Source organism: Paenibacillus hamazuiensis (assembly GCF_023276405.1).
Lineage (GTDB): Bacteria > Bacillota > Bacilli > Paenibacillales > NBRC-103111 > Paenibacillus_AF > Paenibacillus_AF hamazuiensis.
In genome coordinates, this window is record NZ_JALRMO010000001.1 from 4,267,141 (window position 1) to 4,282,706 (window position 15,566).

Sequence of the window (15,566 nt, forward strand, 5' to 3'; positions counted from 1 at the left end):
GTTACAAAAACATCATGGAGGTGGATGCATAAACCTTCCAGGGTGCGGAAATTTTCGCCTTTTCCCCTTGGAATATAAGCTGCTGTTCCTCCCCATGATGCACGACAGAGCTTGTTCGATATCGCTGTCCGGCAATGCAAGGTAGGCTACTTTATCATTGTCTTTCACTCCTTGAGATTTATTTAAAAAACTTGGCGTGCTTCTGTTTTAAACTTTCTTTTTCAACCAAGACCAGCTCCAAATGATCCCTTAGCATTTTTTCCGCTTGGTCGGGGTCCTTCTCCTTGATGGCGCGAACAATTCCATGATGCTGGGCAAGTATGATTTTCCAGTCGGAATCGGAAGCAAGCCGTAAAATCCGGATGCGGTTGTCATGCGTCGCCATTTGTTGAATAAGTCCCCACGTACGGTCCCGGCCGCAGCCGATCATAATCGATTTGTGAAACTCTTCATCGAGCTCAAACAGACGCCCATAATTCTGTTCGGATTCGCACAGTTCTTGCAGCGAGACAAGATTTTGCAGATGAAGCACCTGTTCCTTGTCGAGCAGTTCGCATGCTTCCCGAACAACGGCGGATTCCAAGGTTTTTCTGATAAACCGGGATTCTTCCGCATGCTGCAAATCGATAAGCGATATGATGGAGCCCTTCTGAGGAGTGGTTTCGATTAATTCCTCCTGAGTGAGTTTAACCAATGCTTCACGAATCGGCGTCCTGCTCACCTGGAGCATTTCGACCAGTTCTTTTTCCAAGATAAACCGCCCCGGCTCGAGTCGCAGCTCCATAATGTTTTTCTTCAAAGTTTCGTAAACGAAATCCCGGACGAGTCCTCTTTTGTCTCTTGAAACGTCAATCCGAATACTCATAAGATTCCTCCAGCACGACGAGCCGCCATACATTCTTTAAGTGCTTGCAAAATCGCTTGCAAAAATTAGGATGACTAGTTACACTAGTATACCAGTTAGATGAGTGAGCCGGATCGATTATTAAGCTTAACCGGCCGCCCTCTTTCCATGGATTCGGCCCGTGATAATACTAACATACCACCAATACAACAAGGTTGACGATGCGCTAATCGTGAAAAACATTACCCATTTCTTGCATTCCCTCCCATTTGAAAGCGCTGTATAATGGGTATGGAATAGTTCGGAGAACAAGGAGGACGTATACTATGTCTGAAATGATCGTCGATTCCGTTGAAATAGGCAGGCTTCCCGACGTTCGAATGTCCTTTCATCTGATGGGGATGCATATTCGCGAAGTGGGTTCCCGGTGGACATATCCATCCCATGAACATCCTATATACGAGCTTCATTGGATGGTCGAAGGGGACATGAAGATGATCGTCGAGGGGCAGATTTACGATCAAAAAAAGGGAGATCTGCTTTTCATACGTCCGGGAATCATCCATTCGTGCAAGTCGGCAGGCTCTCGTGGTTTCACTTATTTTTGCGTGCACTTCAGTGTAGCCGATCCCGCTTTCTCCAAAGAGCTGGAGCGCCATCAAGCCGCCTGCTACGAAGCCTCCTCTCCCCTTGTCAAAGAGTTGACTCCCTTCCTAACGGACTTATGCAATCTTGCGGTTGAAAACAAGAGTCGATCGCTTTCCGCCGCAAAAAGCATGAAGGTGTACGCAGCCGTGTTTGGGCTTTTGGGAACGTTGGTGGAACATCTGTCTCAAACTGACAACGTCGTGCTTACGAAGAAGGAATTACTGGCCAGCCGCATCGCCGAATATATTGAGGCTTCGATCCGCAGCAACCTGCTTCATGGCCAATTGGAAGACAGCGAAAGAAAATTCGTCCAAGATATAGCCGAATCCTTAAAATTAAGTCCATCCCAGGTGAACCGGATATTTCAACAGGTTTACGGGAAGGCTCCCCGCAAATATATGTCGGAAATTTTGTTAAGCGAAGCCCGGCGCCTGCTGCTTCAGACGGACTTGTCCATAGATCATATCGCCATGATCCTCCGGTATAAATCAAGCGCCCACTTCAGCCGCCAGTTTAAGCGCTGGACCGCCATGACCCCAAGCGAGTGCAGAAGCAGCGCAGAGCGTGGTAGCCCAAACGAATCGAGTAGGAGGGGGTGACTAACTCCCTTCTCCGGGTAGAGAGGTACACCCAACCGATGGCCCCAATCCCAAAGAACCCGGCGTACGGTTTTCCCGCGCCGGGCTCTTCAGAAATGGCTTTTACAGCATTTCGTGTGTCTTTATCCGATCAAGCGGAATGAAGCTTTTCGGTCGATTATTCAGCGTTTTTGCTTATAAAACTCATGGTACAGCTTCATCAGCGCGCGCTTCTCGATCCGTGACACGTACGAGCGCGAGATGCCCAGCTCCTTCGCGATCTCCCGCTGCGTCCGCTCCTCGCCGCCGGCCTCGAGGCCGAATCGGCCGACGACGACCTCCCGTTCCCGTTCGTCCAATATATCCAAATTACGGTAAATTTTGCTTTTCTCGATCTTCAGCTGCACTTTATCTACAACATCGTCGGCCTCCGTACCGAGAATATCGATGAGCGTGATTTCATTGCCCTCCTTGTCGGTCCCGATGGGGTCGTGCAAAGAGACGTCCTTGCGTGTTTTTTTGAGCGAACGCAAATGCATGAGAATTTCGTTCTCGATACAACGTGCCGCGAACGTTGCAAGCTTCGTGCCTTTATCCGGCGAAAACGATTCGATCGCTTTGATCAAGCCAATAGTACCGATGGAGATGAGGTCTTCCAGATCCTCACCGGTATTGTCGAATTTTTTGACGATGTGGGCCACGAGACGCAGATTATGCTCGATGAGCAAATTTCTCGAATGCTGATTGCCTTGGGCCATTAACCTCAAATGCTTTTCTTCTTCATCTTCGGCGAGCGGTTGGGGAAAAGCATTGTTTTTTACATATGAAACCAGCAGCATTAATTCTTTAATGAACAGTGCTATCGCGGAAAATAATCCAGGCACGTCAGCCACCCCCATGATGAGATTAGTATCATCTTATGTGGGCCCGTGCCTAACCGTGCATGTACAGCTTAAAAATACTAACTCTCCGCAGGACGGAGAGATAGACGATTTCCTGGATCGAAGCAGCCGGCAAAAAAGCCATGCCCCATCTCTGCTGGCAGAGAAGGCATGGCTTTTGATCGCATTCATTCCGGAGGGTATTTCGGCCGCGGAACGAGCCTAATCCCGAATCTCAACAATCAGCTCGATTTCCACCGGCGTATGAAAAGGCAGATCGCTCGTGCCGATGGCGGATCTGGCGTGCCGCCCGCTCTCGCCGAAAACGTCGATCAGCAAATTGGACGCGCCGTTCATGACGTAAGGCTGATCGGCGAAGCCGGGCGCGCTGTTGACGAAGCCGAGCAGCTTGACGATTTTCACGACGCGGTCGAGGTCGCCGAGGTAGCTCTTCATGACGGCAAGACAATTGATGATCACCTGCCGCGCCGCCTGCTGCCCCTGCTCGATCGTCAGATCGCTGCCGAGCTTGCCTTCGTACATGAGGACGCCGTCGATGCGGCAGTCCTGGCCGGACAAGTACAGCAGATTGCCGGTCCGGTTGCACGGAATATAGGAGAAACGAGGCTCTCCCACGGGGGGCAGCTCGATGTTCAGTTCTTTCAGACGCGCTTCAATTTTGGACATGTGAACCGACTCCTTTAGATCGTGGTTAGTATAAAAATCACCGAGGATGATGTCCCGAGCCCGAGCCGCAGCTGCACAGGCCGGCGCGCAGGAGCATACCTTCTCGCGCCGTCGTATGTACGCCTGCGTCCAGCGTCAAATTCCCGCCGACGATGACATGGGAGATGCCCTCCGGATATTGCCGCGGCTCCTGATAAGTGGCCGTGTCGCGAATCGCCGCCGGGTCGAATACCGTCAGATCGGCGGCGTAGCCCGGCACGATCAGCCCGCGTTTGCCAAGCCGGAACCGCTGCACCGGGAACGAGGTTACCTTGCGCACGGCCTGCTCCAGCGACAGCGTTTTTTTCTCCCGCACGTACCGGGAAAACAGGCGCGGGAACGAGCCGTACAGCCGCGGGTGCGGCTTGCCGGTTTCGCAGTGGAGGCTGTCGGAGGCAATCAGCGATTGCTCCCAGCCGACCACCTGGTCGACGTCGCTGTCGGACATGTGAAAATATACGATGGATACTTGACCGTCCTCCTCCAGCAGCAAATCCATCACGCAGTCGACCGGATGCTGACCGCGCTCCTCGCTGATTTCGGCGATCGATTTGCCTTCCAGCGCCGCGTGTCCGGGATGGCGGACCGACGAGACGATCACCGCCTGCCAGCCGGTGGAGCAGACGAGGTTGTCCCACTCCGTTTGCTCCTCGCCGAGCTCCTGCTTGATCCGCTTGCGCAGCGCCGGATCGCGGAAGCGTTCCAGCGTGCCGGCGATGCCGCCTTCCAGCGTCCAGGGCGGAAGCACCGTGGTCAGCATCGTGGAGCCTGCGGTGTAGGGGTACACGTCGCACGTGACGTCCAGACCGCGGGCTCGCGCGTCCGCGATCAGCTCGAGCGCGTCCAGCGTTTGGCCCCAGTTGCGTTTGCCGGCTGCCTTCAAATGGCTGATATGCAGAGGGACGCCGCTTTGTTCGGCGATCCAGATGACTTCCTTCACCGAAGGAAGCAAATTGTTGCCTTCGCCGCGGATGTGCGTGGAGAAGATGCCGCCGTATTTCGGCAGCACGCGGCAGAGCTCCGCCAACTCCTCCTTGGACGTATAACTGCCCGGCGCATACAGCAGCCCGATCGAGAAGCCGATCGCGCCGGCCTGCAGCCCTTCCTCCAGCAGCCGCTTCATATGCCCCAGCTCGGCGGACGTCGCCGGCCGGTTCGCGAAGCCCATCGCCGCGATGCGCAGCGCGCCGTGGGCGACATAGGTCGCCACATGCTCGGACGGACGGGAAGCGGCCACATGATCCATATATTCGCCGACCGTTCCCCATGGCCACTTCCATTTGGTCGAGCCGAGCACCGGCTGGACGTACGTTTGCAGCATTTCCGCCCGTTCCGCGACAAACGGCGCCGGAGCGAGACCGCAGTTGCCGATCACCTCCGTCGTAACGCCCTGGCGTAGCTTGATCTCACTGTACGGATAATCGAGAATCATCAGATCGGAATGGCAGTGTCCGTCGATAAATCCCGGCGAGATGACGTGTTTCCGCGCATCGATAATCCGCCCCGCCTCCACATCCAGCCGGCCGACGGCGGCGATTTTGCCGTCCGCTATGCCGACGTCTCCGTAAAACCACGGATTGCCTGTGCCGTCGACGATTTTCCCGTTTCGAATAATTAAGTCCAGCATCGTCAAAGTCCCCTTTCCCGGAAGTTTCCCTCTCCTGATTTCCCGGCTTTCCGACTTCCGGCTTCCGGTTGACCCGGCGTTATTCCAGCATGCCCCGCGCCAGCACGGGCACCTTTTCCACCCGGCCGCCGTCCACGAAATAAATATGATTGTGCAAATTAAGCGTGCTGCATACGTGATTCGGGACGATGCGGACGCGGTCGCCTACCTTGAGCGGGTGATGCGGCTCGAGACGAATGACGCCGTGCTCCTCGGAAAGCCGTTCCAGCACCGCCTCCGGCGCTTCGAGAATATGGCCGAAGCCTTTCAGCTGCAGCGGGTTGGTTCCCGGCTGAACGTCGGTCGCAAACGTCTTGCTGCCGCCGTCGATAACCGCGTAGTGCGGCGACGGGCGGCTGACGACCGTCGCTTCGATGAACGCCGCGCAGTCACTCAGCGAGCAGACGCCGAAGGCGGCCTGCATCCGGTCGTAAAACACGTAGGTGCCGGGGCGGATTTCCGTCACGCCCTTTACCTGCGCGGCGTAAAGGCCGGTCGGCGTCGAGCCGACGCTGACGTCGGCGATCGGGATCCCGTCCGCCCGCATCGTTTCGGCGAGCTGCACCATCAGCTCGCCTTCCTCGCGGCCTGCGCGCTGCAATTCCATCGTCGGCTTGCCCTCGAGGAGCGCGCCGCGGAACGTGAAAATGCCCGTCAGCTGCAAATGGGGAAGCTCATGAATACGCCGGGCCAGAGCCGCGGCCTGCTCCCGGGATACGCCGGTCCGCTGCAGCCCGGTATCGATTTCCAGCCGCACCTGGAACGTGACTCCAAGCCGTCCGGCCTCCTCCGACAACCGGCGCGCGCCTTCTTCGCCGTCCACGCCGACGATTAGCCGGATCCTCCTGCCAAGCCGCGCCGCTCTTTCAATTTTTGACGGCGTCACCAGCGGATAGGCGACAAAAATATCTCCGATGCCGTGCTCCGCCATCACTTCGGCTTCGGAAATTTTCGCGACGGTGATGCCGACCGCGCCCGCTTCCAGCTGAGCTTTGGCTACGGACGGGATTTTATGCGTCTTGGCATGGGGACGCAGCGCTACACCGCAGCGCTGCGCGGCGTCCGCCATAACGCGAATATTCGCCATCATCGTCGGTACGTCGATTAGCAAACAAGGGGTTTCCGGCAATACATTCTCCTCCTTTGAAATGTCGGGAATCATCTCACAAGCGGGTCCTCCGTTTTACTTGACGCTTATCCCGCTTTAGCTGCGGATCGACTCCAGCGCCTTTTGCACATATTCCACCGAACGGATCGAACCGTCGCGCTGCTCCTCGTCGCCTTCGAATTCGACCGAGACCCACCCATCATAGCCGCCTTGATGAAGCCGGGCCAGCAGACTGTGCACATCGACGCCGCCTTCGCCCAGCACTTTGCCGGCATAACGGTCGCCGTTTAATGCCGAGTAGGTGTTTCCGGCATAGCCGCCGTCCACCGGTACAAAATCTTTGGCATGCACGTGATTCACGAGCGGCTGCAGCACATCCAGAGCGTCGCCGGGCAGCTCGCCGACCAGCAAAAAGTTGCCCATATCAAACGTGCTGCGCAGCGCCTCGGAGTCCACAGCGCGGATGATATCCCGCACCTGCTCCGCCTTTCCGGCAAACAAGCCGTGGTTTTCCAAACATAACACGACGTTTTTGCGGCCGGCGTAATCGGCCGCCGCTTTCAGCCCATCGACGATCCAGCGCCGAGCTTCGGCAAAATCGACGCCTTCCTGGCGGTTGCCGGAAAAGACGCGCACGACCTTCGCCCCGTAAGCCGCGGCGATATCGACCGATTCCGTGATCTGCCGCAGCTGTCCGGCGCGCTCCTGTGCATCCGGCAGCGCGAAATTGTTGCTCGCCCCGACGCAGGCCACCTCGAGATTTTCCTGCTGCAGCGCCCTTTCGATCGCAGATTGGCTCTCGTCATCGGGATACCAGAAGCGGTGAAGCAGCTCCACGCCAGCGGCGCGGGTTTCGCGGCCCGCGAACCGGATGAAGTCGATGTTTTTCCATGTATGATTGTAAAAATACGAATGGCAGCTCCATACGCTCAGGCTTGTTTTCACGTTATTCCCTCCCATATCCCCATCCGGCGCTTAACGGTACCTTTTAATGAACTGCACGGCTTTGCGGATGTCGTCCTCCGGGCGCTCGCCCACTTCCCGCTCGATGGTCAAATAACCTTCGTACCTGATCTCCGTCAACGCGGCAAAATAGCTGTCGAAGTCGACCGAGCCTTCGCCTAACGGCACCTCGCGGAAGCTGTCGCCGCCCGCGGCCATCTGCGCAATATGCTCATGATCCATCGGATCGAAACCGAGCGCGCCGTATACCAGCCGCGGATCGACCTCGCGCAGCCGCAGACCGTCCTTCACATGCGTATGGACGATGTAGTCCTTGAGCAGCCGCACGCCTTGGACCGGGTCGTCCCCGGTCACCATCACCATATTGGCGGGATCGAAGTTGACGGATACGCCGTTTGTGCTCAGCGTATCCAAAAACGATTTCAAATGGGCCGCCGTCTCCGGCCCCGTTTCGATCGCGAAGAAGGCGTCCATGCTTTTCGCGTACTGCCCGAGCTCCTCGCATGCCGTCTGCATCGCCTCATACACTTCGTCGCCCGGGTTCTCCGGCACAATCCCGATATGCGTCGTGACGATCCGCGTGCCCAGATCGAGCGCCAGCTCCAAAATCCGCTTCGACATGTCGATTTTTTCCGGATTTGCCTTGCGGTCCTGAAAACCGTGGCCGCCAAGGTCCCCGCACAGCGCGGAAACCTCGAGGCCGAGATCTTCAATATACGTCTTCAGTTCCCGGCGGTCCGCCGCCGTCAGCGCGCGCGGGTCCATCTCGCCTGCAACGGCATATATCTGCACGCCGTCGGCGCCGACTTCTCGCGCCTTCACCAGCCCTTGGCGCACGCCGACGCCGAAGCTGTCCACCATCACGCCGATTTTGTTCGTCAGCTTCATAAGATTTTCCTCCCCTTAAGCGGCTCAGCGCTCGCCATCGAAGCGGATTTCTTTTCCTTCGGCCGCGGATTCGTAAATGGCGCACAATATTTTCATCATCTCGACGCCGTCCTCGACGGGACTGACCGGCTCCAAACGTCCTTGGCAGCAGCCGACAAAATGGTCGATCTCGCTTTGAAAGCCCGCTTCGAAATCAAACGATAGCCGGTCGGCCTGCGGCTGTAGGTTTAACATCACGTCGTGACGCTCCGTGGCCAGCAGCAGTTCGGGTTCCACCTGGGCTCCCCCCTTGGTGCCGTGGATCGAAATCGTCGTTTCGTTTTTGACCGCATGCAGCGTAAAGCTCACGTCCACCATAAGCGACGCGCCGTTCTCGAAGCGGATCAGCGCGTTCGCCAAATCCTCGACATCGTTTTTGTCCGCATCGTAATCCGCCGCTTTATAAAAAGATAAATGCTGCACGTTCGCGCGGTTGCCCAGCTTGCGGTATGTATTGCCGGACACCGACTTCACCTTCGGCTTGCCCATCAAATACCAGCATAAATCGATCGCATGCACGCCGATGTCGATCAGCGGACCGCCGCCGGAGCGCTCCTTGTCGCTGAACCAGCCGCCGGGATTGCCGAGACGGCGCAGATAACTCGCCTTCGCGTAATAAATCTCGCCCAGCTCGCCGGCATCGATAAACCGCCGCAATATTTGCGTCGTCTGGCCATAGCGGCGGACGAAGCCGACCTGAAACACCTTGCCGCTTCGGCGGACCGCCTCCTGCACCGCCAGCGCCTGCTCCACCGTCTGGCAAAGCGGCTTCTCGCAAAGCACGTGCTTGCCGGCATCCAGCGCGGCGATGCTGAACTCGGCGTGCGTGTTGTTCCAGGTGCAGATGCTCACCGCATCCACATCCCCGTTCCCCAGCAGGTCACTAGCGTCGGTGTAGACGTTTGGAATGTTGTACTTCGCCGCCTTTTCCTCCGCGCGCCCGCGGTTCATATCGCAAATGGCGGCGAGCTCGACCTCCGGGTTGTTTGCATACGAGCTCAGATGCATGGCGGAAATCGAACCTGCGCCGATGACGCCTACTTTAAGTTTGCCCATAAACGTAACGCCTCCTTGAGATTAGGTAAAAGATGAACTCTGACGAAGTCCTTTGAGGATGAGTGACCCTGATTCGGCGGAAGTTATCCGATCGAAGCCATTTCGATAAAGATACATTTGTGTTTTATACAAGTTGAACTAAACATTTACGTGGTGCAGCGGTCGGTTTCGGCTCATGCGGTACATGGTGTAACGGACGGTTGCGACCTATGCAGCACATGGTGTAACAGACGTTTCAGCTCATGCGTTACGTGGTGTAACGTTTGGTTTCGGCTCATGCGGTACATCGTGCAACGGTAGGTTTCGGTTCTACGTATGGTATCGGTTTATGCAATCAATGTGCAGCGGTCGGTTTGCCTATGCGGTTCGTACGGTACAGGCTGTAACGGTTGCAGCTGAGCCTATAAGGGCCAAAAGGGTAAGATCAAAACGGTAACGGTTGCCAGTGCGGTTATTTGCGAACTTTCGTCGTTTTGAGGGATACAAGATGCGGAATAAGCTCATCTACAACCGTTACCATGTAAAAATGACGTTTTTGAGCCAAATAAGCTCGCCGGCAACCGTTAGCCTGCCCGTACCCGTACCCATACCCATGACGCACATGCGCTCGTCCGTCACTCCGACGAAACGGCCTTTCGCTTCGCCAGCGCGAACATGGCCAGAAACCCGGCGGCCCCGAATAAGGCCAGCACGGCGCCAAGCCGGTACATCGCGACCGCACCCTCGTGCTGGAACACCCAGCCCCCGGCTATGCCGGCGATGATGCCAGACAGCCCGCCCCAGCTCAGCGCATACAGCGCCTGGCCGGAAGCCCGGTACTCGCGGGGCACCAGCGAGTATGTAAGCTGCGTGCCGATATAGTAATACCCTCCGAACGTGACGCTGTTCATCATTTGGATGACGGCGACCTCGTAAGCGGAACCTGCCGAAGACATCAGCAGCCACCTCGCCGCATACAGAAGGCTTACCGCGCACAGGCAGCCGATCAAGGCTCGGCCGATTTTCGGCAAATACCGGTCGAACAGCAGAAACACCGGAATCTCGAAAATCGACGTCAAAAAAGCGGACACCCCGATCAACCCTTCATGCCCCCCGAGGTCGGACATATAGATCGATACGAACGCCGTGTTCATTCCGTTCGGGATCGAGATCAGAACGCCGATCGCCAAAAATGCAATAAACCGCTTGCTCGCGAAAATACGCAGGTACCCGCCATGCCCCGCTTCCGCCTTCGGCCGCGGTTTCCCCTGCGGAAGCGCGAAAGCGATTCTGATGGAAACGAGCATGAGAATGCCGTATACGGCCCAAAAGCGGCCGATGCCGATGCTCCCCAAAACCGGGCCGGCGGCCGCCGCTATCAGCGCCCAGCCGAGCGAACCCCAAAGCCGGAATGCGCCGAAGCGCAGCTCTGTATTTTCGATCGCGTCCAGGATCAAACTGTTGCTTTGCGAAAAAAGCGGGCTTTGGAAAAAAAAGTATGCGAGCATCAGCGCAAACAGCGCCGCAAGCGAAGAGGAGCCCCCGAAAAATACCGTCAGCATGACGGCCGTACTGCCGGACAGCAGCACAAGCAGCACCCGTTTTATATTATTCCAGCGGTCGCTCATGTAGCCCCAAAACGGATTCGCCACAATGGAAATAAACGGCCCGCCGGCCATAATCAGACCGGTGTGCAGCGCCGAAACGCCGATCGATTTCATATAAAGCGGAAAAAAAGACGTGTAAACCGCAATCGCGCCGTAAATGAAAAAGTTAAAGCCCTTGATCGCGGCAAACGACCGCACGTTCGTCCGACAGGCCGACTCCGCCTCCATAACGTCTCACCCCCTTACCCGCACCCGCCTGCCGCCTTAAGCGGATGTCGACTCGGCAATTTTACGGTACTGCGTAGGCGTAAGCCCCGTGTAGGACTTAAAGATCGAGCAGAAATATTTGTAATCGTTGTAGCCGACCTTTTCCGCGATCTCAAACACCCGGTCGTGCGTAGCGCTCAGCATCGCTTTGGCGTGCTCGATGCGCACCTCGTTCAAATATTCCGCAAAGCCTTTGCCGAAATATTGATTGAACACGATGCTGAAATAATTCGGCGTAATTTGCAGCCACGCCGCCACTTCGGACGCCTTCACATCGCTGCTGTAGCGCGATTCGATATACTTTTTGACGCGGTCGATCATCCAGTGGTTTTTGCCGTGGGCGGAGGAGCGGATCAGGTTAAACAGCGACTTCAGCTCGCCGCGAAGGAGCGACTCCAGCGACCGGTACGAATTATGGGCAAAAAGATCGATGTCAACGGCCAGCAGCGCCTCGATCTCCTCCGAAAGGGCGGCGCTGCCGCTGCGCAGCCTGCGCCGGACGGCGATCTTCAGCTCCTTGACGGCGAGCGCAATGTCGGCCGGATGGATGCCCTTCTCCCGGGCCGTCTCCATCAGCTCCGCCGCCGCCATGTCGAGCTCGGCCTCGCTGTCGCCGAAAAGCAAGCCGAGCATCCGGGTCTCCAGCTCGGCCGCGATCGAGGCGCCCCGGTTTTTGCGGCGGACCGCCGCCGCCTCGCCGATCAGCACCGTCCGCTCCTTAAGCGTCGGAATGAGCTGTACCGCCGCCATGGCCTCTTCAAAGCGGGCATAAGCTTCGGAAAACCCGTGGAAAACCGGGGAAATGCCGATCAGCAGACGGCTTTCCTCCGCCTGCGGCACTGTAATCCCGGACAGCGCCGCCCTCAAGCCATCGATGTCCGCTGCACGGAATTCGATGCACAGCGTGACCAGCACGTTCGGATGCCAAAACAGCGAATACGCGTCAAGCCCCTCCCCGCCCAGCGCATCGTGAAGCGCATGCTCCCAATTGCGGCGCAGCGACTTGCGTTCTTCATCCGCCAGGCGGCCGGCCCACAGCCCGTAATTTTCCAACTGGCTGACGGCAAACCGAAAGCCGGTCGCTCCTTCCGGCACCGCAGGCCGATCCTCCCCTTCGGGGAAGGAGCCGCCGCTTTGCAGCAAACGGTTCAGCCAATGGAGCCAGCCGTCGCGTATATGCCGCTTGCGGCCTTCCGCTTCCTGTGCGAGCTCCTCTCCGATTCGGCGCACCATCGCCATCAGCTCGTCGATATCGACGGGCTTCAGCAAAAAATCCTCCACGCCGATGCGAATGGCTTGACGGGCGTATTCGAAGTCGTCGTATCCGCTGAGAATAATGATGCGGATATGCGGATACTTGCTTCTCAGCTCCCTGGACAAAGCCAGACCGTCCATTCCGTCCATGTGAATATCCGTCAGCACCAGATCGACCGGCTCCCGGGCGATCAGCTCCAGCGCTTCCGCTCCGTCGGAAGCTTCGCCGGTCACCGTGACGCCGACGGTATCCCACGGAATCGTCTCCCGCAGCCCGCGGCATATGATCGGTTCGTCGTCGACAATTAACATTTTGATCGTCATACAGCCACCTGCCCGTTCGTCTGAATCGGAATCCGCAGCCGGACGCAAGCTCCGGACCGGTTAAGCTCCGCGGGAAATTCCACGCCGTAGCCGCTGCCGTAAATCAGTCGGATGAGCTCGTGAATGTTCCACAGCGCATGCCCGGTCAGCCGCTCATCCCCGTTTTTTTCCGCTAACGCCCGGCGAATGTCGCGCAGCTTCTCCTCCGTAAAGCCGGCACCGGTGTCCGCTACATCGATGATCAATTCATCCTGCGTCCCCCGGTAGCAGCGCACATCGATCCTGCCCCGCTTGCGCGCCACAAAGCCGTGTTTGATGCTGTTTTCCACGAGCGGTTGAATCAATCGGCGCGGCAGAAGGACGTTCTCCAGCGACGCCTCCATATGCAGCGTGAAAACCAGCCTGCTGCCCATCCGCTTTTGCTGCAAATTCAAATACGAGCGGACGAACTCGAGCTCGCCTTCCAGCGTGGCGATCTGCTTTTCCCGGTTCATGCTCATCCGGAAAAAGCCGGACAGCGCTTCGATGAGCTGGCTCGTTTCCTGGGCTTTCTCCAGCCGGGCCGTCCAGCGGATCATGTCCAGCGTGTTGTACAGAAAATGCGGATCCATCTGGCTTTGCAAAATGCGCAGCTCGGATTCCTTCTGCCGGATTTCCAGCTTGTATTTGTTGTCGATCAAATCCTTGATCGTCTGCACCATATTGTTGAAATGTCGGCCCAGCTCGCCAATCTCATCGTGCGTGCGGACCGTCACACGGGCGGAAAAGTCGCCGGTCTTCAGCCGGCTCGTCTGTTTCTTCAGCTCCAGCATCGGGCGGATGATCGCCAGCTCAAAGCCGATCAAGGCCAGCACGCCGAAAACAAAAAGCGCCAGAAACAGCACCTGCAGCGATATTTTCAGCGTGCTTGTCTTGGCGACGATCGCCTCGTCCTTGACCAAAGCGACCAGACTCCAGCCGGTGGATCGCATCTGCCTGCTGATAACCGAATACGTTTTGCCTTCATATTTGATGGCGGACACCTGCCCGGGAAATTGGCGGACCGTCTCGATCAGCCCGGGCACCGGGTATGGCCGGCCGATCAGCTGCTTGTCGTTATCGAACAGCACCGTGCCGTCCGGCCGTAAAATGAACAGCGAGCCCTGGTCCTTCGGAACGGCGGCGGCCAGAAGCGTGGAAATTTCCGCTTCGTTCAGCCTGACGATGACCATTCCGACCGAGGTGGCCGGATCGTCAAACGAATTGATCAACCGGAATAAGGAAATGACACGCTTCGGTCCGGTCCAGGCGCTGACCAACGGGTACGAATCGGACCAGACGACCCCGCCCCGGTTCGACCTGGCCAGCTCCATCCAGGGCTGCTCGGGCCCGTCGACCGGCTCGCCGAGCTGCATCGCATTGCCATTCAGGCCCTTCAGTGTAATCGATTTGATATAATTTTTGGACATCAGCTGGAAGGCGACGAAACCTTCGATCGATTCCCGGTCCGACTTCAGCCGGTCCTGCGTCTCTGGCGTTTCCGGAGTTTGCATGAAGCTGCGGAAATCCTTTTGATAAATCATATAATCCGTCATATCTTCCACGGCCTTCATTTTCTCAAACAGGTTCATCTCGATCGTTCCGAGGTTTTTCTCGGTGGAACTGACGAACTGCTGCCGCAGGATCGCATCGTATCTGTTCAGAAACACATACCCGACAAACAGCGATGGAAGCGTGACCAAGAGGACGAAAATCGCAACCGATTTCTTGCGCAAGCTGACGCTCCCGAGTTTCGCCGGCTTCCACTTCACGCAGGCTCCCCCTCCCCGGCACGGGCAGCTTCTCATCAGGAATCAGCTGCCGAAAATGCCGCCTTTTTATCCATCATAAAAGAAGTTTCGGGAGGAATCTACCGGAAAATATTCAACCTTTTACCGCACCGGCCGTCATTCCCTGCACCAGCTGCTTTTCCAGCAGCATATAAAAGATCAGCACCGGCGCGAGCGCCATCGTCAAAGCCGCCATCTGCATCGTCTGAAACTTCGTTTCCGTACCGGCAAAGTTCGCCAGCCCGAGCGGCAGCGTTTTGAGTCCGTTTTTGCTGATTAATACCAAAGCGAACAAAAATTCATTCCAATTGTAAATGAAGTTGATGATGACGACCGTAGCCAGCGCAGGCCTGGTCATCGGCAGGACGATCGACCAGAAAATCCGGTACGCACCTCCCCCGTCGATGATGGCGGATTCCTCGATATCTTTCGGAAACGACTTCATGAAGCCGACGAGAATAAATATCGTGATGGACAGATGGAACGCCGTGTAGGGAAGCACGAGAGAAAGCTGGGTGTTCAGCAGCCCTAGCTTTTTCATCAAGGAAAAAATAGGAACAAGCGTGGCGTGAATCGGAATCGTCATCCCGACGATAAAGAGACCGTACACCCACTTCGACCAGCGAAATTCGAATCTGGCTATAAAATACGAGCATAAGGCGCCGAGCAGCACCGTGAGTACGATTGCGGCCGCCGTTACGAGCAGGCTGTTCCAGAAATATGTGCCGAGATGGGCGACCTTCCATGCCTTCGGATAGTTGCTGAAATCCCACAGCTTCGGCCAGCCTACCGGGTTCACCGAAAATTCTTCCTCGGATTTGAAGGAACTGACGATCATCCAAAGGATAGGAATAATGTTCGCCAAACAAAGCACGGCCAGAAACGAGTGGATGACCGATATTTTAAAACGTGATGTTTGCATGGCTCCTC

General features: G+C 56.7%; 13 protein-coding genes. 1 reads left to right on the plus strand and 12 read right to left on the minus strand.

What is annotated here, in order from left to right; genetic code table 11:
- Positions 1-178: 178 nt before the first annotated feature.
- Positions 179-865 carry a GntR family transcriptional regulator gene (locus tag MYS68_RS18565; RefSeq protein WP_248927269.1) on the minus strand — a complete coding sequence of 229 codons (687 nt, stop codon included), beginning with the start codon at positions 863-865 and terminating at the stop codon, positions 179-181.
- Positions 866-1,170: 305 nt separating this feature from the next.
- Between MYS68_RS18565 and MYS68_RS18570 the strand changes: the two genes are divergently transcribed.
- Positions 1,171-2,091, plus strand: coding sequence for a helix-turn-helix domain-containing protein (locus MYS68_RS18570; RefSeq protein ID WP_248927270.1), 921 nt, complete (start codon positions 1,171-1,173; stop codon positions 2,089-2,091).
- A gap of 161 nt (positions 2,092-2,252) precedes the next feature.
- Here the strand turns inward: MYS68_RS18570 and sigK are convergent, their stop codons facing one another.
- The 11 genes from sigK to MYS68_RS18625 form a co-directional block, all read right to left on the minus strand.
- Positions 2,253-2,954, minus strand: coding sequence for an RNA polymerase sporulation sigma factor SigK (gene sigK / locus MYS68_RS18575; protein WP_248927271.1), 702 nt, complete (start codon positions 2,952-2,954; stop codon positions 2,253-2,255).
- A gap of 219 nt (positions 2,955-3,173) precedes the next feature.
- On the minus strand, positions 3,174-3,638 hold the full coding sequence (locus MYS68_RS18580; protein WP_248927272.1) for a RidA family protein: 465 nt from the start codon (positions 3,636-3,638) through the stop codon (positions 3,174-3,176).
- Positions 3,639-3,675: 37 nt separating this feature from the next.
- Positions 3,676-5,304, minus strand: coding sequence for an N-acyl-D-amino-acid deacylase family protein (locus MYS68_RS18585; RefSeq protein WP_248927273.1), 1,629 nt, complete (start codon positions 5,302-5,304; stop codon positions 3,676-3,678).
- A gap of 79 nt (positions 5,305-5,383) precedes the next feature.
- Positions 5,384-6,505, minus strand: coding sequence for an alanine racemase (locus MYS68_RS18590; RefSeq protein WP_248927274.1), 1,122 nt, complete (start codon positions 6,503-6,505; stop codon positions 5,384-5,386).
- A 42-nt stretch (positions 6,506-6,547) separates the two neighbouring features.
- Positions 6,548-7,396, minus strand: a complete 849-nt coding sequence (locus MYS68_RS18595; RefSeq protein WP_248927275.1) for a sugar phosphate isomerase/epimerase family protein — start codon at positions 7,394-7,396, stop codon at positions 6,548-6,550.
- A 30-nt stretch (positions 7,397-7,426) separates the two neighbouring features.
- Positions 7,427-8,302 (minus strand): sugar phosphate isomerase/epimerase family protein, encoded by an 876-nt coding sequence (locus tag MYS68_RS18600; protein WP_248927276.1) that lies wholly within the window; start codon positions 8,300-8,302, stop codon positions 7,427-7,429.
- Between the two features lie 24 nt (positions 8,303-8,326).
- Entirely contained in the window at positions 8,327-9,397 is a 1,071-nt protein-coding gene (locus tag MYS68_RS18605) for a Gfo/Idh/MocA family protein (protein WP_248927277.1), read from the minus strand.
- Positions 9,398-10,011: 614 nt separating this feature from the next.
- A complete protein-coding gene (locus MYS68_RS18610; RefSeq protein ID WP_248927278.1) occupies positions 10,012-11,211 on the minus strand; it encodes an MFS transporter in 1,200 nt (399 codons plus the stop codon).
- Between the two features lie 36 nt (positions 11,212-11,247).
- Complete coding sequence (locus MYS68_RS18615) at positions 11,248-12,828, minus strand: response regulator (protein WP_248927279.1); 1,581 nt, start codon at positions 12,826-12,828, stop codon at positions 11,248-11,250.
- A complete protein-coding gene (locus tag MYS68_RS18620) occupies positions 12,825-14,618 on the minus strand; it encodes a sensor histidine kinase (protein ID WP_248927280.1) in 1,794 nt (597 codons plus the stop codon). Before MYS68_RS18620 ends, MYS68_RS18615 begins: the two co-directional genes overlap by 4 nt.
- Before the next feature lie 112 nt (positions 14,619-14,730).
- Positions 14,731-15,558 (minus strand): carbohydrate ABC transporter permease, encoded by an 828-nt coding sequence (locus MYS68_RS18625; RefSeq protein WP_248927281.1) that lies wholly within the window; start codon positions 15,556-15,558, stop codon positions 14,731-14,733.
- Positions 15,559-15,566: the final 8 nt, after the last annotated feature.